The organism is Photobacterium arenosum (assembly GCF_014841115.1).
GTDB lineage: Bacteria > Pseudomonadota > Gammaproteobacteria > Enterobacterales > Vibrionaceae > Photobacterium > Photobacterium arenosum.
Window position 1 is genome coordinate 31,825 of record NZ_JACYTP010000019.1, and the last position, 18,301, is coordinate 50,125.

Below are 18,301 nucleotides of genomic sequence, written 5' to 3' on the forward strand. Positions count from 1 at the left end.
CTGAAAAAATTAAGATTTATACTTTGACGGCGGCGCAGATCACCTGCACCCCTTGCTGTTCGATTTCTGCCCTGGCAACCGGATCCAGACCTTGATCGGTGATCAGGGTGCTGATGCTGTTCCACGGCAGTTCAAGATTCGGGATTTTGCGTCCGATTTTGCTGGATTCGACCATCACCACCACTTCCCGTGAGACTTCTGCCATCACCCGGCTCAGGCCGATCAGTTCGTTGAAAGTAGTGGTACCGCGAGTGATATCAATGCCGTCGGCACCGATAAACAGCTGGTCAAAATCATAGGAACGCAGCACAGACTCGGCGACCTGGCCCTGAAACGCTTCGGAATGCGGATCCCAGGTGCCCCCCGTCATCAGCAGGGTCGGCTCGTTTTCCAGCTCATTGAGGGCATTAGCGACATTGAGTGAGTTAGTCATCACTATCAGGCCCTGCTTGTCACCCAGCAGGCCAATCAGTGCGGCCGTGGTACTGCCGCTGTCTATGATAATACGGTTATGATCGCGGATACGGGCCGCGGCAGCCTGGGCGATCGCTTGCTTTCGAATCGAAACTTCCGGTTCATGACCCGCCGCCACAATCTCTGAAGGCATGGCAATCGCTCCGCCATAGCGGCGCAGCAGCAGACCGGCTTTTTCCAGCGCAGCCAGATCTTTACGGATAGTCACTTCGGACGTAGCAAATTGCTGAGCCAGCGCATCGACACTGACCTCGCCCTGTTCATTGACCAGAGCGACAATGGCATGGCGTCTCTGCTGGGTGTTTCGTTTCGACATGTAAGTTTTACTTATTATTTAAGTTTCGAACTGAAACCAAATATAGCAAACCAAAAGAAGTAAGATCAAGAAAATACCAAGATGGCAGCCAATAAGCTGTGCGGCAAGCTGAGTTTACGGCAAAAAAAAGCAGCGCCTGAGCGCTGCCTGTCTGTTAGCCGTTCCGGGTTATTTTTGCTTTTCCGGTCGCTTCCAGCCTTTTATTGTCCTGGCCGGGGCGCGAGTGATCACTAACTCACCGTCACCCACATCGCGGTTAATGGTGGCGCCGGCTCCGATAGTGGCACCCTTACCAATTTTCACCGGGGCGATCAGCTGCGTATCTGAACCGACAAAAACATCGTCTTCGATTTCAGTCCGGAACTTATTCGCACCGTCATAATTGCAGGTGATGGTTCCGGCGCCGATATTGACCCGATCACCGATTTGCGCATCGCCCAGGTATGTCAGGTGGCTGGCCTTAGAGCCTTTACCGAGACGGGACTGCTTCATTTCGACAAAGTTACCGACATGGGAATCACCCACCAGCTCAGCGCCCGGGCGCAGGCGGGTAAACGGCCCCACAGTACAGTCTTCACCGACCGTCGCCCCTTCAATAATGCTGTAAGGGCGCACCAGAGTATTATCATCGATTTCGCAGTCAATCAGCACCGAACCCGCACCGATCACCACATTATCACCCAGGGTGACATGGCCTTCGATGATGACATTGACATCAATTTCGACATCCTGGCCACATTGCAGGGTACCGCGCAAGTCAAAACGAGCCGGGTCACGCAGCATTACGCCCTGTACCAGCAAACGCTCAGCCTGAAGGCTCTGGTAAGCACGTTCCAGACGCGCCAGTTGCAGGCGGTTGTTAACGCCTTCCACTTCGACCGCTAAGGCCGGGTGGACCGCCTGGATATAACGGCCTTCAGCATGGGCCATGGCAATCACGTCAGTCAGATAATATTCACCCTGCGCATTGTCGTTTTTCAGCTGGCTCAGCCAGCGCTTGAGATCACCGCCATTGGCGACCATTACACCTGTGTTGATCTCACAAATTTGCTGTTGTGCCTGCGTGGCGTCTTTTTGCTCTACGATGGCGACGACAGCATCATCTTCGCGCACGATGCGGCCATAACCGGTTGGATCATCCAGCACTACAGTCAGCAGACCTATGCCGCCTTCTGGCTGTGCATCCAGTAATTTTTCCAGCGTCTCACCACTGATCAGTGGCACATCGCCATAGAGAATCAGTACCTGCTCATCATCACCAAAATCACCCGATGCCTGATTCACAGCATGACCGGTACCAAGCTGCTCAGCCTGAAGTACCCAGTTCACAGATTCTTCCGCCAGACGCGCCTGCATCAGATCGCCGCCATGGCCATACACCAGATGAATATTCGCGGCACCCAAATCGCTACAGGTATCGATTACGTGTTTTACCATCGGCTTACCTGCCAGAGTATGCAAAACTTTAGGCAGAGCAGAATACATGCGGGTACCTTTACCCGCGGCCAGGATCACAGCGCTGAAGCTCATGAATCAGTGTCCCTTCTTATCAATGTGGTGGATATCTGGATGCATTGTATCGGCTCGCTGCATCCGATATAAGTCTTTGTCGATCATTATTGACACAGCATACACTGACAAACCACGGCTTTGTGAACTCATCCAAGACATTTCACTGCCAACCGGGAGCCGGGCAACTGCCTGCAGGCAAAAAAAAAGCGACCCTAAGGCCGCTTTTTTGCACAGATACCTGATTAACGCTTACGCCTTGTCAGCTCGATCACTCGAAGCTGGGCGATTGCTTTAGCCAGGTCACTGGCCGCTTGGGCGAAGTCGATGTCGCCATGCTGACTGTGGATACGCTCCTCAGCCTGACGTTTCGCTTCTTCAGCCTTGGCTGCGTCCAGATCAACACCACGGATTGCAGTATCAGCCAGTACAGTGACTGCACCTGGCTGCACTTCCAGCATACCACCGGAGAGGTAAATGACTTCCTCACCACCGTGTTGTTTAACGATCCGAACCATTCCTGGCGTGATAGCGGTCAGCAGCGGGGTGTGGCCTGCGTGAATACCCAGTTCACCTTCGCTACCGGTCACCTGGATATTTTCAGCACGACCAGAGAAAAGACTCTTTTCTGCGCTTACTACGTCCAGATGGAAAGTTATCGCTGCCATATCGCCTCCTGTTCAGCTTACAGCTTCTTCGCGTTTTCCAGTGCGTCTTCGATCGCGCCGCAGTACATGAATGCCTGCTCTGGAATATCATCGTATTCGCCAGCCAGCAGGCCTTTGAAGCTGCGCAGAGTATCTTTCAGAGGAACATAGATACCAGGGTCGCCAGTGAAGACCTGTGCTACGTGGTAAGGCTGAGTAAGGAAACGCTCAATCTTACGTGCGCGGGCAACAGTTTGCTTGTCGTCTTCAGACAGCTCGTCCATACCCAGAATGGCGATGATGTCTTTCAGTTCTTTATAACGCTGCAGGGTGCTTTGTACACCACGTGCAATGTCATAGTGCTCCTGACCAACAACCAGAGGATCCAGCATACGTGATGTAGAATCCAGTGGGTCGATCGCTGGGTACAGACCCAGAGAAGCGATCTGACGAGACAGTACAACCGTCGCATCCAAGTGGGCGAACGTAGTCGCTGGTGATGGGTCAGTCAAGTCATCCGCAGGAACGTAAACGGCCTGAACAGAAGTGATAGAACCCGTCTGAGTCGACGTGATACGCTCCTGAAGTACACCCATCTCCTCTGCCAGCGTAGGCTGATAACCTACTGCTGATGGCATACGACCCAGCAGTGCTGATACTTCAGTACCGGCCAGGGTATAACGATAGATGTTATCGATGAACAGCAGTACGTCACGGCCTTCATCACGGAACTTTTCAGCCATAGTCAGGCCAGTCAGTGCAACGCGCAGACGGTTACCCGGTGGCTCGTTCATCTGACCGTAAACCATTGCTACTTTTGATTCAGCTGGATTTTCCAGGTTTACAACCCCGGCTTCCTGCATCTCGTAGTAGAAGTCGTTACCTTCACGGGTACGCTCACCTACACCGGCAAATACCGACAGACCTGAGTGTTTCAGGGCGATGTTGTTGATAAGTTCCATCATGTTAACGGTCTTACCTACACCAGCACCACCGAACAGGCCGATTTTACCACCCTTAGCGAATGGGCAAACCAGGTCGATAACTTTTACGCCAGTTTCCAGCAGTTCAACCGCATTAGACTGCTCTTCATAGCTTGGTGCTGCACGGTGAATAGCGTAACGCTCTTGTTCACCGATCTCACCACATTCGTCAATAGGTTGACCCAGAACGTTCATGATACGTCCCAGAGTCGCTGTACCTACCGGTACTTCAATTGGTCGGCCTGTATTTTCAACAGTCAGACCACGACGCATACCATCAGAACTACCCATGGCGATACCACGAACTACGCCGCCACCCAGCTGCTGCTGAACTTCCAGTACAAGCGTACCTTTTTCTTTGGCATCAACGTGTAGGGCATCATATACCTGTGGTACAGAGTCCTGTGGAAACTCTACGTCGACTACCGCACCGATGATCTGTACGATCTTACCTGTAGCCATCGTTAATCCTCTAAACTTATTAATTCTTTGCCTTAAACAGCGGAAGCACCGGAGACGATTTCCGACAGCTCTTGTGTAATCGCAGCCTGACGGGCTTTGTTGTACACAAGTTGCAGTTCGTCAATCAGATCACCTGCGTTATCCGTTGCCGCTTTCATCGCAACCATTCGGGCCGCTTGCTCACAGGCAAGGTTTTCGACCACACCCTGATAGACCTGAGATTCGACATAGCGAACCAGCAAGGTATCCAGCAGAGGTTTAGGCTCAGGCTCATAAATGTAGTCCCAAGCATGGTTACGTTTCATTTCTTCGTCTTCTGACTTAGGCAAAGGCAGCAATTGATCGATCACTGGCTCTTGAACCATGGTGTTGACAAACTTGTTGTACACCAGATACAAACGGTCCAGTTGGCCCTCATCATATTTCTTCAGCATCACACCTACGGTACCGATCAGCTCATCAACAGAAGGCTTATCGCCTAAACCTGTTACCTGAGCCGCAACACGGCCACCGTAGCTGTTAAAGAAAGCAGTGGCTTTAGCACCAATCAGCGCCAGTTCAACCTCTGCTCCCTGATCTGACCATGACTTCATCCCTGCGATAGCTTGTTTGAACAGATTCACGTTCAAACCGCCACACAGACCACGGTCAGTTGAAACAATGATGTAACCTACGCGCTTGGCCTCACGCTCCTCTAAATAAGGATGCTTATATTCGAGGCTACCAAGGGCGATATGACCGATCACTTTGCGCATTGTTTGTGCGTATGGACGTGATGATTCCATAGCGTCTTGCGATTTACGCATTTTAGACGCAGCAACCATCTCCATCGCTTTAGTGATCTTCTGAGTGTTTTTAACACTACCGATCTTGTTACGTATCTCTTTTGCGCCGGCCATCGTTACTCTCCTTGAGCTGGTGATCGCATGCGATCACCAACCAATTACCAAGTCTGGGTCGCTTTGAAATCTTCAACCAGTTTCACGAACTGGGCTTCAATTTCATTGTTCCACGCACCCGTTTCATCAATTTGAGCTACCAGCTCAGCAAATTGACTCTTGGCGTAAGACAGTAACGCAGCTTCGAAATCTGCCAGCTTAGTCAGCTCAACATCTTTCAGGTAACCTTTCTCAGCAGAGAAAATCACCAGCGCCTGCTCGAAAACAGACATTGGCGAGTACTGCTTCTGCTTCATCAGTTCAGTTACTTTCTGACCGTGGTCCAGCTGACGCTTAGTCGCGTCGTCCAGATCAGAGGAGAACTGGGCAAAGGCCGCCAGTTCACGATACTGAGCCAGTGCAGTACGGATACCACCAGACAGTTTCTTGATGATCTTGGTCTGAGCAGCACCACCTACACGCGATACAGAGATACCTGGGTCAACCGCTGGACGAATACCAGAGTTGAACAGTTCTGTTTGCAGGAAGATCTGACCATCGGTGATCGAAATAACGTTAGTCGGTACGAACGCAGATACGTCACCCGCCTGAGTTTCGATGATTGGCAGAGCAGTCAAAGAACCAGTCTTACCTTTCACTTCACCGTTAGTGAACTTTTCTACGTACTCTTCGCTAACACGAGCAGCACGCTCCAGCAGACGGGAGTGGAGGTAGAAAACATCACCAGGGAAGGCTTCACGGCCTGGTGGACGGCGCAGCAGCAGAGAGATCTGACGGTAAGCAACAGCCTGCTTAGACAGGTCATCGTATACGATCAGTGCATCTTCACCGCGGTCACGGAAGTATTCACCCATAGCACAACCAGAGTATGGTGCCAGGTATTGCAGTGCTGCCGCTTCAGAAGCAGACGCCACTACAACGATAGTGTTCTTCAGTGCACCGTGCTCTTCCAGTTTACGTACCACGTTGGCGATAGTGGACGCTTTCTGGCCGATAGCGACATAGATAGAGTAAATACCAGAATTTTTCTGGTTGATGATGGCATCGATCGCCAGGGCAGTTTTACCAATCTGACGGTCACCGATGATCAGCTCACGCTGGCCACGGCCGATTGGAATCATTGAGTCAACCGCCTTGTAACCAGTCTGAACAGGCTGGTCAACAGATTTACGGTCGATTACACCCGGTGCGATCACTTCTACCGGAGAGAAAGTATCGGTCTCAATCGGACCTTTACCATCAATCGGCTCACCCAGAGTGTTGACAACACGACCCAGCAGGGCAGGGCCGACAGGCACTTCCAGGATACGACCGGTTGCGGTCACTTTCATGCCTTCCTGAAGGCTGGCATATGGACCCATTACAACAGCACCTACCGAGTCACGCTCAAGGTTCAGTGCCAGTGCGTACAGGCCGCCTGGTAGTTCAATCATTTCACCTTGCATGACATCTGCAAGGCCGTGGATACGAATGATACCGTCGCTTACAGAAACGATGGTGCCTTCGTTACGCGCTTCACTGGCAACATTGAAATTTTCAATCCGTTGCTTGATCAGTGCGCTAATTTCCGTGGAATTAAGTTGCATGCTCCAATTCCCCAAATCAAGACTGCAAAGTATCGTTCAGACGGGCAAGCTTGCCTCGTACTGACTGATCGATGACTAAGTCTCCGGCTCTAATTACAACCCCGGCAATCAGGGTCTCGTCTACACTGCAGTTCAGCTTAACCTTGCGCGCCAGACGCTGTTCCAGCTTACTGATGATTGCACTCATTTGACCTTCGTCCAGGGTGATCGCAGAGATCACACTGGCTTCGATGGTTTTTTCCAGTTCATCTTTCAAGAACAGGAACTGAGTACAGACTTCAGGAAGAATTTTCAGGCGTCCGTTTTCGGCCATGACCTTAATCAGGTTCTGGCCGGCGTCGTTGAGTTGCTCGCCGCAAACTGACAGAAAGATTTCCGTCAGTTTGTCTGCCGCAAAACCACCATCCAGTACATCCAGAATGGTATCGTTTTTAGCGACTTCCGAAGCAAAGGTGAGCATTTCTGACCACTGGGCCAGCTCACCTTTCTCAACCGCATAATCAAAGGCTGCTTTAGCGTAGGGGCGTGCGATAGTAGTCATTTCCGACATGGTGCTTGCCCCTTCTATTACAGTTCTGCAGTGACTTTGTTAAGAACATCAGCATGAGCGTCTTTATCGATAGTACGCCCAATGATTTTCTCAGCACCAATCACAGCCAGAGTTGCAACTTGTTTTCTTAGGTCATCGCGCGCGCGATTACGTTCTGCATCAATTTCAGCACGACCTTGAGTCAGAATTTTTTCACGCTCGGCCGTCGCTTCCGCTTTGGCCTCTTCGATGATTTGAGCTTTACGCTTGTTAGCTTGCTCAATCAGTTCAGTTGCAGTACGTTTTGCTTCTTTCAGTTGATCAGAAGCATTTGACTGCGCCAGGTTGAGATCTTTGGCAGCGCGATCCGCTGCTGCCAAACCGTCAGCAATTTTTTTCTGACGCTCTTCAATCGCTTCCATAATTGGTGGCCATACATATTTCATGCAGAAGACCACAAACAGGAAAAACGCGATAGCCTGACCCAGTAATGTTGCATTCATATTCACAACGGCATCTCCTTAAACAGGGTAGCTATGGGTCCGTTACGTTCGTGGATTAACCAGCCAGCTGTCCAACGAATGGGTTAGCGAATGTGAATAGCAAAGCGATAACGATACCGATCATTGGAACCGCATCCAGCAGGCCTGCGATGATGAACATCTTAACTTGCAGCATAGGAGCCATTTCAGGTTGGCGAGCAGCGCCTTCAAGGAACTTACCACCCAGCAGGGCGAAACCAATCGCAGTACCCAGGGCAGCAAGACCTACAATGATGCCCACGGCAATTGCAGAAAAGCTTAGTAAAGTTTCCATCACTATCTCCAGTTTATTGTTGTCGGCCTAAATGCCAGTAAATAAAAAATAAAATTGTTTACGTATTAATGATTGTCTTCGTGAGCCTGAGACAGGTACACGATAGTCAGCATCATAAAGACGAAAGATTGAATCGTAATGACCAGGACGTGGAAAATTGCCCACGGAACCGAGCCCAGCCATTGTGCCCACCACGGCATCAGCGCCGCGATAAGAATAAACACCACCTCACCGGCGAACATGTTACCGAACAGACGCATGCCGAGAGAAATAGGCTTCGCCAGCAGCGAAACTACTTCCAGTAGCAGGTTGAACGGAATCATAACCGGGTGATTGAACGGGTGCAGTGCCAGTTCTTTGGCAAAACCGCCCAGGCCTTTGATCTTGATGCTGTAGTAGATCATCAATGCAAAGACACCCAGCGCCATTGCCATGGTGATGTTAACATCAGCAGACGGTACGACCTTAAGATAAGGAATACCTAGCCAATGCTCCGCCGGATACGGAAGAAAGTCGATTGGAACCAGGTCCATGACGTTCATCAAGAAAATCCAGCAGAAAATCGTCAGAGCTAGCGGAGCTATCAGCGCGTTGCGGCCATGAAAGGTTTCTTTAACGCTGTTGTCAACGAATTCCACCATTATTTCCACAAAACACTGTAGCTTACCCGGCACCCCTGAGGTTGCCTTCTTCGCTGCCAGACGGAACAATCCCAGAAAGATCGCACCTGTCAACACAGAAAAGAAAAGGCTGTCGATGTGTACCGCCCAGAAACTTCCCTCGGCCACCAGACCCAGCTTATCGGTTGATAAGTTTGTCAGGTGGTGAGTGATGTAACTGGAAGGTGTAAGCGCTTCACCTGGCGCAGCCATAACTCATCCTATTTGTTGTTGTTAATGAATAAAACCGGCGCACAGATATTAATACCCAGAGCCAGCAAATAGGTCAGCTTGAGGGGAACAAGTTCCACCTCGACATACAGGTAGACAAGGGAAAACAAGATGACTGTAATGAGGATTTTCAGCACTTCTCCGCCGTAAAATGACGCCATTACCAGACGGGCCTTAGTGGCCCCGCCGAAGAGAAAAGCGCACACAGAAAAAGCGGCGTTAGCTATCACAAAGATGCCGCCACCGATAAGTGCAGAGATTCCCCAGTCAACATTGACAGCAAACACTGCCATGATTGCCGTTGTCAAAACGACGCCAGATTGTAGTAACAACAACCGCTTCGCCAATTGGCGTCCCGGCCTGACTAGCGTCGAAACCATGTATTCATTCCTCGAGTCCGTTCCACTACACATACGTCGTGCTGGGAAAACTGCGAAAATTATACGGTTCATTAGATTGAATGCAATCTAATCACAATAAAAAAACAGTTAGAATTTATAACACATTATCCCGATCACGCAGTGGTCATTTTTACGGCAAAAATAGTAAGAATCCGGTCACACTTCTGAACTTAACATTGCCAAAAGTTGCTGTAACTTCTGGGGCTCGTCAAAATTTATGATTATTTTACCTTTACCGCTTTTGCTTTGATTAATCGCAACCTGAGTGCCAAATTGCTCACTCAGACGATTTTCCATCGCTTCAACCTTGGGATCGACAGAGACAGGGGCGACCTCCGGGGCAGGGGTGAGCAGTTTTTTCACCAAACGCTCGGTATCCCTTACCGTCAGAGATTTCGCCACGACGGTGTGAGCCGCTTCCAGTTGCTGTTCAGCAACCAGTGACAGCAATGCACGGGCGTGACCCATTTCCAGCTGCCGCTGGGCCAGCAACCGCTTAACCTGTGGCTCCAGCTGGTTTAAACGCAGCAGGTTAGACACAGCAGCGCGGGACTTGCCGACCGCTTCGGCAATTTGCTGATGGGTGAGGGAGAATTCATTCTGCAATCGCTCCAGCGCCTGAGCTTCCTCAATAGCATTGAGATCTTCACGCTGGATGTTTTCAATCAGGGCAATCGCGACGGTGGCACGATCATCCACGTCTTTGACCAGACAGGGAACCTTAGACAGGCCTGCCTGGCGAGACGCCCGCCAGCGACGTTCGCCGGCAATGATTTCATACTGTTGCGGGGCCAGTTGGCGAACCACTATAGGCTGGATCACCCCCTGAGCACGGATAGAATCAGTCAGTTCCGCCAGCGCTTCTGCTGACATATCCTGACGTGGCTGATACTGACCCGGTTGCAGCTGACTGACCGGCAGTTCGCGCAGCGCGCCTTCTTCCGGTACCGTTTCTTCCTTGCTGACAGCCTCTGTGGCCTGTTGTCTTTCTCGGGCCACCGAACTGGTGGCCAGCAGTGCATCAAGGCCTTTTCCCAGGCCTCGTTTATTCATGGTCATGCTTGCTTACGCCTCTACCTGAGCAGGTTCCCGCGCGGTTTCCTCACGACGAATCATCTCTCCGGCCAGCGCCAGGTAGGCCTTGGCACCGCTGGAGGTCTTATCGTAGTACATGGCCGGACAGCCATGACTCGGGGCTTCGGCCAGACGCACATTACGTGGGATCACGGTGCGGTACACCTTATCACCAAAATGCTTCTTCAGTTGCTGGGACACTTCATTCGCCAGCCTGTTGCGCGGATCATACATGGTGCGGAGCAAGCCTTCTATCTTGAGATCGGCATTGACCACGGCAGCCAGCTTGCTGATGGTGTCCATCAGGGCCGTCAGACCTTCCAGAGCGAAATATTCGCACTGCATTGGCACCAGAACAGAATCCGCCGCTGTCATCGCATTGATGGTCAGCAGGTTGAGGGAAGGGGGACAGTCGATAAAAATAAAATCGTACTTATCCCGTACCGGTTCCAGCGCAGTACGTAACCGCACTTCGCGGGCAAACACTTCCATCAATTTGATTTCTGCAGCAGTCACATCACCGTTGGCGGCCACCAGATGGTATCCACCGGCATTTTCGGTGATCACGACTTCTGAAAACGGGGTTTCTTCGACCAGAAGCTCATAGGCAGTGGCATCAACCTGATACTTGTCGACACCGCTGGCCATGGTGGCATTCCCTTGCGGGTCGAGATCAATCACCAGCACTTTACGCTGGGTGGCGGCCAGTGACGCAGCTAAATTGACACAGGTTGTGGTTTTACCCACACCACCTTTTTGGTTGGCAACAGCTATGACTTTTCCCACGAAACACCCTCGTTAATTCATTCCTTTGCCGTCAAGAGTACTAAATGACGCGCCCCCTCCAAGTCGGGGACATGCAAAGATTTGACCTCACTCACAGAACACCAGCTTGGTAATTCTGTCAGTTCCTCTTCAGTAACCTGGCCTTTGAGCGCCATAAACTGACCTTCCGCAGCAGGCAGATGACGGCACCAGTTAACCATATCAGACATGGACGCAAATGCCCGGCTTAGTACAGCATCAAACCCCTGTTCTGGGATAAAGGCCTCGACCCGGCTTTGCACAGGTGTGACATTGTCAATCTTCAGTTCATGAATAACCTGACGGATAAAACGTATTCGCTTACCCAGACTGTCGAGCAGGGTAAATTGCTTCTCGGGCAGCATGATAGCCAGTGGAATACCCGGCAAGCCAGGCCCGGTACCGACATCAATAAACCGCGTTCCCTGTGACAGGTAAGGACTGACGGCCAGGCTGTCCATGATGTGCTTAACCAGCATCTCATTGGGGTCCCGTACTGACGTCAGATTATACGCTTTGTTCCACTTGTGCAGCAGGCTAACATAGCCCACCAGTTGCTCAAGTTGTTGTTCTGTGACCTTGAGTTCAGTTTTTGCAATCAGCTGTGCCAGACGCTCCTTCACGCTGCCACCTCCGAGTCGCCTTTTTTCAGCAGGCCGTGTTTTTTCAGGTACACCAGCAGCAGCGAAATGGCAGCCGGGGTTACGCCTGAGATACGTGACGCCATGCCGATAGTCGCAGGTTTTGCGTCGTTCAGCTTGGCAATCACTTCATTTGACAAGCCTTTCACTTGCTTGTAATCCAGATCAGCCGGCAGTTTGCTCTGCTCATGACGCAGAGATTTTTCCACCTCTTCTCTTTGGCGGTCGATATAGCCCTGGTATTTAACCTGGATCTCAACCTGCTCGCTGGCCTCGGCATCGGTGCTGGCCGGGCCAAACAGAGCCAGAGCCGTCAGTTGCTCATAGGTCACTTCCGGACGGCGCAGCAGATCCTCACCACTGGCTTCACGGGTCAGCGGGGTTTTCAAAATCTCATTGATCGTCGCCGCGTGCTCAGAAGCCGGGTGGATCCAGATGTCTTTCAGGCGCTGACGCTCCTGCTCGATGGTGTTCATTTTTTCATTAAAACGTGACCAGCGCTCGTCATCCACCAGACCAAACTGGCGACCCAGCTCGGTCAGACGAATATCGGCGTTGTCTTCACGCAGCAACAAACGATACTCAGCACGCGAGGTAAACATGCGGTACGGTTCTTTGGTACCCATGGTCGACAAATCGTCAATCAGTACGCCCAGGTAAGCCTGATCGCGGCGCGGGCTCCAACCTTCTTTATCCTGTGACTGCAAAGCGGCATTCATGCCCGCCAGCAGCCCCTGGGCAGCGGCTTCTTCATAACCTGTGGTGCCATTGATCTGGCCGGCAAAGAACAGACCGCTGATAAATTTGGTTTCCAGCGTGGGTTTCAAATCACGTGGATCGAAGAAATCGTATTCAATGGCGTAGCCTGGGCGAATAATACTGGCATTTTCAAAGCCTTTCATTGAACGGACGATTTGCATCTGCACATCAAACGGTAGGCTGGTGGAGATACCGTTCGGATACAGTTCGTGTGTCGTCAGGCCTTCCGGCTCAATGAAAATCTGGTGGCTGTTTTTGTCCGCAAAGCGCATCACCTTGTCTTCGATAGACGGACAATAACGTGGGCCAATACCTTCAATCACCCCAGAATACATAGGGCTGCGATCCAGATTATTGCGGATCACATCATGGGTCTTTTCATTGGTATGGGTAATAAAACACGGGATCTGGCGTGGATGATCCGAGTGTTTACCGAGGAAAGAAAACACCGGAGTCGGATTATCACCATGCTGAGCTTCCAGCTGGCTGAAATCCACCGTACGGGCATCGATTCGTGGCGGTGTACCGGTTTTCAGACGATCGACACGGAAAGGCAAGGCACGGAGACGATCCGCCAGGGCGATCGACGGAGGATCGCCGGCGCGGCCGCCGCTGTAATTTTCCAGGCCGATGTGGATCTTGCCGCCCAGGAAGGTGCCTACGGTTAATACCACGCTACGGGCACGGAATTTCAGACCCATTTCTGTCACCACGCCCACAGCACGATCCTGCTCGACGATCAGATCGTTAACCGCCTGCTGGAACAGCATCAGATTAGGCTGGTTTTCCAATGCTTCACGAACTGCAGCTTTGTAAAGCGCCCGGTCTGCCTGAGCACGGGTTGCACGTACGGCCGGGCCTTTTGATGAATTCAGGGTACGGAACTGAATTCCACCTTTATCAATGGCTTGCGCCATTAAACCACCCAAAGCATCCACTTCTTTTACCAGATGGCCTTTCCCGATCCCGCCAATCGCCGGGTTACAGGACATTTGACCCAGGGTATCGATATTATGGGTCAGCAACAGGGTTTTCTGACCCATGCGTGCTGCTGCCAATGCGGCTTCCGTTCCGGCATGACCGCCACCAACTACGATGACATCAAAATTTTCCTGGTAAAACATGAAATTACCTCAGGTGATCAATTAGCCATTCAATTTGCTTGAAGCAAAGGGGGTATATTCTACCTCGTTTCCAGGCAAGAAAGAATCACTCTTGGTGATCAAATGATCAGAGGCCGAGATCCTAAATATATATAAGATCTTTTTAAGAAGATCTCTTATTGGATCTACTATTAGGATCGCCCGATCGTGTGGATAAGTCGTTTTTGATCCTAATGATCATGCTGTTAGGGAGGATCACTTCTTGTTAGGTGTGTGGGATCTTCGTAAGGACTTCCTGGGATCTAAATGGCACTTTATCCACAGGTGGTTATTGGCGATCAAGTTGTTCATTGGATAACAAAGGGTTGATCACCGTTTAGATCTATAGTTATACACAGAAGAAAAATAAAAAACTGGCGTAATTGGGAGTAATTATCGCCAGTCAGAGAAGGCTTAAAGGAGCTTTTTCCAGCCGTCCAGCCAGATTTCGGCCGGGTCTTCCGGAACAGGATCCTGAGAAACGTCGATGTCGAGCCGTTCACCAAGACGCTGGGCGCCCAAATCGGCCAGCAGTTGATCCAGTTCTTTACCTGCCTGGCAGAAAGTGTCGTAACTGCTGTCGCCAATGGCCACCACACCATATTTCAGCCCGCCGAGATCGGGCTGCTGATCCTTCAGCTGGTTGACAAAGGGCTGAATATTGTCGGGGAACTCACCGGCACCATGGGTTGAGCAAATCAGCAGCCAGATATGCTCTGAATTAAGCTCATCCAGGGCGGCCTGGTTGAGAGTTTCGGTGTCGTGACCGGCGTCAGTAAGCAGTTCGGCTAAGTGATCGGCGACATATTCCGCGCCGCCGAGAGTGCTGCCTGTGATTAGGGTAATGGTCGCCATAGGGGCCTCTTTATATAGACAAATGTCAGAATGGCTGAATTGTACTCTGAGTTGGCGATAAGAAAACCCCTGGAAAAATGTGCCTGTTGTCCGCCTTTTGGGCACCAGGCAGAGGCGGGAAGGGGGTTGGCGATGGGTAATAACACCATTAATGCAACATTGTTATTAATTTCAGTCTATTAGAGCAGTTACCAACAGTTAATCCCAAGGATCCTCTGTGCTTGATCGTTCTTAAAGCGGCAGTTATCAACGGCTTTTGATCGCTGCCGATACCCAGGGATCGGGGGCTGGGTGAGCTGTTATGGTTGCCAAGCAGGATCACCCTGCTGATCATTACAGTAAGGTGAAAAAAAGCCCTGCCAGTCTGGCAGGGCTGTGTGGTTGGCGCGTCGGTTTTATTTGCCGATACAAAAGGAGGTAAAAATGCGGCCCAATAGATCATCGGAGGTAAATTCCCCGGTGATTTCGCTCAGGTGCTGCTGAGCCAGACGCAGTTCTTCGGCCAGGATTTCACCGGCCATGTAGCCTTCCAGCTGCGATTTTCCTGTGTCCAGGTGCATGGCGGCTCGTTCCAGTGCATCCAGATGGCGACGGCGGGCCATGAAGCCGCCCTCCGTGGTCCCGGCAAAGCCCATGCAGGCTTTGAGGTGTTCGCGCAGGGCTTCCACGCCGTCTCCGGTCCGGGCTGACAGGCGGATCAGGGTGGGCTGGCTGACATGGCAGATCCCGGTTGGTTCACCGGTCAGCTCCGCTTTGTTGCGGATCACGGTCAGGCCCATGGAGTCCGGCAGGCGTTCGATAAAATCGGGCCAGATCTCTGCCGGGTCGGTCGCGTCTGTGGTGGTGGCATCGACCATAAACAGCACGCGGTCAGCTTGACGGATTTCCTCCCAGGCCCGTTCAATCCCGATACGTTCGACTTCGTCGCTGGCGTCGCGCAGGCCGGCGGTATCTATGATGTGCAGTGGCATACCGTCGATGTGGATGTGCTCGCGCAGCACGTCACGGGTGGTGCCGGCAATGTCGGTGACTATGGCGCTGTCTTTGCCGGACAGGGCATTGAGCAGGCTGGATTTACCGGCATTCGGCCGCCCTGCAATCACCACTTTCATCCCCTCGCGCATGATGGCGCCCTGATTGGCTTCGCGGCGCACCGCATTGAGCTCTGCCATCACAGTATCCAGATCGGCGCTGACTTTGCCGTCACTGAGAAAATCAATTTCTTCTTCCGGGAAATCAATTGCAGCTTCAACGTAAATGCGCAGATGGATCAGGGCTTCCACCAGCGCATTGACGCGCTGGGAAAAAGCGCCCTGCAGCGACTGGAAGGCACTCTTGGCGGCTTCTTCACTGCTGGCATCAATCAGATCGGCAATGGCCTCGGCCTGCGCCAGATCCAGCTTGTCGTTCATGAAGGCCCGTTCGGAAAATTCGCCCGGGCGGGCAGGGCGTACCCCTTCAATCTGCAGTATGCGTTTGATAAGCATATCCATCAGCACCGGGCCACCGTGCCCCTGCAATTCCAGCACATCTTCACCGGTGAATGAATTCGGGTTCGGGAAATACAGGGCGATGCCCTGATCGAGTGCTGTGCCGTCTGCTGCCCGAAAGGGCAGATATTCAGCGTAACGTGGCTTGAGGCTGCGTCCGGTTATGGCTTCGGCCACCTGGCCGGCCAGCGGACCGGATACACGAATAATGCCGACTCCGCCACGGCCCGGAGGGGTGGCCTGAGCGACGATAGTGTCGGTTGTCTGAGTCATCATGATAGCTTTCGTCTTTGAGCGTGGGCGCTATTGTAATCAGTGTTGATCAGGATAGCCAACTCTGCGAGCGGGCAACAAAAAGGCGGCCATACAGGCCGCCTTGTCATCTTTATAGTCAGAAGCAGGCTTACGCTTTTTTGCTGTGCAGGCCTTTCTTCTCCAGTTGTTTGAAGATGATGTACTGCTGAATCAGGGTGACGATATTCGACACCAGCCAGTAGAGTACCAGACCTGCCGGGAAGAACAGGAAGAAACCGGTGAACAGCACAGGCATGAAGGTCATGATCTTCTGCTGCATAGGATCGGTCACTGTGGTCGGGCTCATCTTCTGGATCAGGAACATAGTGACACCCATCAGGATAGGCAGCACGTAGTACGGGTCCTGAGCTGACAGGTCATGAATCCAGCCGAAGAAAGGAGCGTGACGCAGTTCCACTGACTCCATCAGTGCCCAGTACAGGGCGATGAAGATTGGCATCTGCAGGATTAACGGCAGACAGCCACCCAGCGGGTTCACTTTCTCTTTCTTGTACATCTCCATCATTTCCTGGCTCATGCGCTGGCGGTCGTCGCCGAAGCGCTCACGCATCGCCTGCAGTTTTGGCTGCAGCATGCGCATTTTGGCCATGGAGGTGTATTGGGCTTTGGTCAGCGGGAACATCACACCACGGACGATAAACGTCAGGATGATGATGGCGATACCCCAGTTAGCCACGAAATCATGGATAATCGACAGCAGTTTGTGCAGCGGGCTGGCAATGAACCATAGCCAGCCGTAATCGGCGGTCAGATTCAGATTCGGTGCCGTTGCTTCCAGTTTGTCCTGCAGTTTAGGACCAGACCACAAGGTCGCCGTCAGCGTCTGCTCGGCACCCGGTGCCACAGTGGCACTTGGCAGGCGGACACCAATGTAACCCTGGCCCTGGCTGGTGCGGGAGAACAGGTTACTGGTGTCATCGGTACGCGGGATCCACGCCGAGACAAAGTAATGCTGCATCATGGCTGCCCAACCCTGTTCCATGCTCAGGTTCAGGTTCTTATCGGCCATGTCATCAAAGCTGTACTTTTTGTATTTCTCGTCGTCAGCCGAGTAAGCACCACCGCGGTAAGTCGGCATGGTCAGGCTGCCGCCGTCATCGAGCAGGGTTTGCTTCAGCTGGGCGTACATCTGCACTGTGGCAGGTGCGTCAGACTGGTTGTTGATGGTGTAGGACACGTCCACCGCGTAACTGTCACGGGTCAGGGTGAAGGTCTTGGTGTACTCGATACCGTCTTTGCTGTAGGTCAGTGGCACTTTAAGTTCGTCCTGACCATCGGCCAGTACAAAGTCAGTGCCTGCTGCTGTTAGTTGGGCACGGCCGGCGGTAGAGTCGATACCATTGGCGCCGATCAGACCTGACTGGGCAATGTACTGGTGCGCCGGTTCGTTTTTCAGCAGCACGAAGGGATCGCTGGAGTCCAGTTCGTTGTCGTAGGCCAGCAGTCTGGCTTCAACTATGTCACCACCCAGAGTATCAACAGTCAGATCCAGCACATCGGTGCGGATGTGGATCAGCTTGTCGGAACTGCTAGGCCCTGGGATTGTCTGACTCTCGCCACTGTGTGACGGGACATCGCCCTGGGTCGTCGCGCTTTGCGCAGCTGTCTGGTTCTGAGGTTGCGTGCTGGTGTCGGTATTCCACTGTTGAAACAGAAGAAAAGACACGAACAGCAGGGCAATTAACAGAATATTGCGTTGGGAATCCATC

18 protein-coding genes are annotated in these 18,301 nt (G+C 52.1%); all 18 read right to left on the reverse strand.

From position 1 onward, the window contains the following. Positions 1 to 16: 16 nt before the first annotated feature. The 18 genes from IFO68_RS20460 to yidC all read right to left on the reverse strand — a co-directional run bounded on the left by IFO68_RS20460 (position 17) and on the right by yidC (position 18,300). Positions 17 to 790 carry a DeoR/GlpR family DNA-binding transcription regulator gene (locus IFO68_RS20460; RefSeq protein ID WP_192017635.1) on the reverse strand — a complete coding sequence of 258 codons (774 nt, stop codon included), beginning with the start codon at positions 788 to 790 and terminating at the stop codon, positions 17 to 19. A gap of 168 nt (positions 791 to 958) precedes the next feature. After that, positions 959 to 2,320 (reverse strand): bifunctional UDP-N-acetylglucosamine diphosphorylase/glucosamine-1-phosphate N-acetyltransferase GlmU, encoded by a 1,362-nt coding sequence (gene glmU / locus IFO68_RS20465; RefSeq protein WP_192017636.1) that lies wholly within the window; start codon positions 2,318 to 2,320, stop codon positions 959 to 961. Positions 2,321 to 2,544: 224 nt separating this feature from the next. Next, the gene (locus IFO68_RS20470; protein WP_192017637.1) at positions 2,545 to 2,967 is read right to left on the reverse strand and encodes a F0F1 ATP synthase subunit epsilon; all 423 of its coding nucleotides are present in this window, start codon (positions 2,965 to 2,967) and stop codon (positions 2,545 to 2,547) included. 17 nt (positions 2,968 to 2,984) lie between these two features. After that, on the reverse strand, positions 2,985 to 4,391 hold the full coding sequence (atpD, locus tag IFO68_RS20475) for a F0F1 ATP synthase subunit beta (RefSeq protein WP_192017638.1): 1,407 nt from the start codon (positions 4,389 to 4,391) through the stop codon (positions 2,985 to 2,987). 32 nt (positions 4,392 to 4,423) lie between these two features. Next, complete coding sequence (gene atpG, locus IFO68_RS20480) at positions 4,424 to 5,290, reverse strand: F0F1 ATP synthase subunit gamma (RefSeq protein WP_192017639.1); 867 nt, start codon at positions 5,288 to 5,290, stop codon at positions 4,424 to 4,426. Positions 5,291 to 5,334: 44 nt separating this feature from the next. Next, positions 5,335 to 6,876 (reverse strand): F0F1 ATP synthase subunit alpha, encoded by a 1,542-nt coding sequence (atpA, locus tag IFO68_RS20485; RefSeq protein ID WP_027251732.1) that lies wholly within the window; start codon positions 6,874 to 6,876, stop codon positions 5,335 to 5,337. A 16-nt stretch (positions 6,877 to 6,892) separates the two neighbouring features. Continuing rightward, positions 6,893 to 7,426 (reverse strand): F0F1 ATP synthase subunit delta, encoded by a 534-nt coding sequence (atpH, locus tag IFO68_RS20490; RefSeq protein ID WP_192017640.1) that lies wholly within the window; start codon positions 7,424 to 7,426, stop codon positions 6,893 to 6,895. A gap of 17 nt (positions 7,427 to 7,443) precedes the next feature. Then, a complete protein-coding gene (atpF, locus tag IFO68_RS20495) occupies positions 7,444 to 7,914 on the reverse strand; it encodes a F0F1 ATP synthase subunit B (RefSeq protein WP_192017641.1) in 471 nt (156 codons plus the stop codon). A gap of 49 nt (positions 7,915 to 7,963) precedes the next feature. Continuing rightward, positions 7,964 to 8,221 (reverse strand): F0F1 ATP synthase subunit C, encoded by a 258-nt coding sequence (gene atpE, locus IFO68_RS20500; protein WP_005302247.1) that lies wholly within the window; start codon positions 8,219 to 8,221, stop codon positions 7,964 to 7,966. Between the two features lie 65 nt (positions 8,222 to 8,286). Beyond that, entirely contained in the window at positions 8,287 to 9,093 is an 807-nt protein-coding gene (atpB, locus tag IFO68_RS20505; protein ID WP_192017642.1) for a F0F1 ATP synthase subunit A, read from the reverse strand. Positions 9,094 to 9,101: 8 nt separating this feature from the next. Beyond that, on the reverse strand, positions 9,102 to 9,491 hold the full coding sequence (locus IFO68_RS20510) for a F0F1 ATP synthase subunit I (RefSeq protein WP_027251736.1): 390 nt from the start codon (positions 9,489 to 9,491) through the stop codon (positions 9,102 to 9,104). 177 nt (positions 9,492 to 9,668) lie between these two features. Next, positions 9,669 to 10,565, reverse strand: coding sequence for a ParB/RepB/Spo0J family partition protein (locus IFO68_RS20515; RefSeq protein WP_192017643.1), 897 nt, complete (start codon positions 10,563 to 10,565; stop codon positions 9,669 to 9,671). Positions 10,566 to 10,577: 12 nt separating this feature from the next. Beyond that, positions 10,578 to 11,372 (reverse strand): ParA family protein, encoded by a 795-nt coding sequence (locus tag IFO68_RS20520; RefSeq protein ID WP_027251738.1) that lies wholly within the window; start codon positions 11,370 to 11,372, stop codon positions 10,578 to 10,580. A 17-nt stretch (positions 11,373 to 11,389) separates the two neighbouring features. Next, positions 11,390 to 12,013, reverse strand: coding sequence for a 16S rRNA (guanine(527)-N(7))-methyltransferase RsmG (gene rsmG, locus IFO68_RS20525; protein WP_120513851.1), 624 nt, complete (start codon positions 12,011 to 12,013; stop codon positions 11,390 to 11,392). Then, entirely contained in the window at positions 12,010 to 13,914 is a 1,905-nt protein-coding gene (mnmG, locus tag IFO68_RS20530) for a tRNA uridine-5-carboxymethylaminomethyl(34) synthesis enzyme MnmG (RefSeq protein ID WP_192017644.1), read from the reverse strand. Before mnmG ends, rsmG begins: the two co-directional genes overlap by 4 nt. 432 nt (positions 13,915 to 14,346) lie before the next feature. Continuing rightward, on the reverse strand, positions 14,347 to 14,787 hold the full coding sequence (gene mioC, locus IFO68_RS20535) for an FMN-binding protein MioC (RefSeq protein ID WP_192017645.1): 441 nt from the start codon (positions 14,785 to 14,787) through the stop codon (positions 14,347 to 14,349). Positions 14,788 to 15,182: 395 nt separating this feature from the next. Continuing rightward, complete coding sequence (mnmE, locus tag IFO68_RS20540; RefSeq protein ID WP_192017672.1) at positions 15,183 to 16,550, reverse strand: tRNA uridine-5-carboxymethylaminomethyl(34) synthesis GTPase MnmE; 1,368 nt, start codon at positions 16,548 to 16,550, stop codon at positions 15,183 to 15,185. Between the two features lie 130 nt (positions 16,551 to 16,680). Beyond that, on the reverse strand, positions 16,681 to 18,300 hold the full coding sequence (yidC, locus tag IFO68_RS20545) for a membrane protein insertase YidC (protein WP_192017646.1): 1,620 nt from the start codon (positions 18,298 to 18,300) through the stop codon (positions 16,681 to 16,683). Between the last annotated feature and the right edge of the window lies 1 nt (position 18,301).

What these genes read in the sequence shown, in the direction of transcription:
- IFO68_RS20460 (WP_192017635.1), bottom strand. Translation starts at nt 790, where the DNA reads ATGTCGAAACGAAACACCCAGCAGAGACGCCATGCCATTGTCGCTCTG.
- atpD (WP_192017638.1), bottom strand. Translation starts at nt 4,391, where the DNA reads ATGGCTACAGGTAAGATCGTACAGATCATCGGTGCGGTAGTCGACGTA.
- atpA (WP_027251732.1), bottom strand. Translation starts at nt 6,876, where the DNA reads ATGCAACTTAATTCCACGGAAATTAGCGCACTGATCAAGCAACGGATT.
- mioC (WP_192017645.1), bottom strand. Translation starts at nt 14,787, where the DNA reads ATGGCGACCATTACCCTAATCACAGGCAGCACTCTCGGCGGCGCGGAA.
- IFO68_RS20510 (WP_027251736.1), bottom strand. Translation starts at nt 9,491, where the DNA reads ATGGTTTCGACGCTAGTCAGGCCGGGACGCCAATTGGCGAAGCGGTTG.
- atpB (WP_192017642.1), bottom strand. Translation starts at nt 9,093, where the DNA reads ATGGCTGCGCCAGGTGAAGCGCTTACACCTTCCAGTTACATCACTCAC.
- atpH (WP_192017640.1), bottom strand. Translation starts at nt 7,426, where the DNA reads ATGTCGGAAATGACTACTATCGCACGCCCCTACGCTAAAGCAGCCTTT.
- yidC (WP_192017646.1), bottom strand. Translation starts at nt 18,300, where the DNA reads ATGGATTCCCAACGCAATATTCTGTTAATTGCCCTGCTGTTCGTGTCT.
- mnmE (WP_192017672.1), bottom strand. Translation starts at nt 16,550, where the DNA reads ATGACTCAGACAACCGACACTATCGTCGCTCAGGCCACCCCTCCGGGC.
- mnmG (WP_192017644.1), bottom strand. Translation starts at nt 13,914, where the DNA reads ATGTTTTACCAGGAAAATTTTGATGTCATCGTAGTTGGTGGCGGTCAT.
- glmU (WP_192017636.1), bottom strand. Translation starts at nt 2,320, where the DNA reads ATGAGCTTCAGCGCTGTGATCCTGGCCGCGGGTAAAGGTACCCGCATG.
- IFO68_RS20515 (WP_192017643.1), bottom strand. Translation starts at nt 10,565, where the DNA reads ATGAATAAACGAGGCCTGGGAAAAGGCCTTGATGCACTGCTGGCCACC.
- atpE (WP_005302247.1), bottom strand. Translation starts at nt 8,221, where the DNA reads ATGGAAACTTTACTAAGCTTTTCTGCAATTGCCGTGGGCATCATTGTA.
- atpG (WP_192017639.1), bottom strand. Translation starts at nt 5,290, where the DNA reads ATGGCCGGCGCAAAAGAGATACGTAACAAGATCGGTAGTGTTAAAAAC.
- IFO68_RS20470 (WP_192017637.1), bottom strand. Translation starts at nt 2,967, where the DNA reads ATGGCAGCGATAACTTTCCATCTGGACGTAGTAAGCGCAGAAAAGAGT.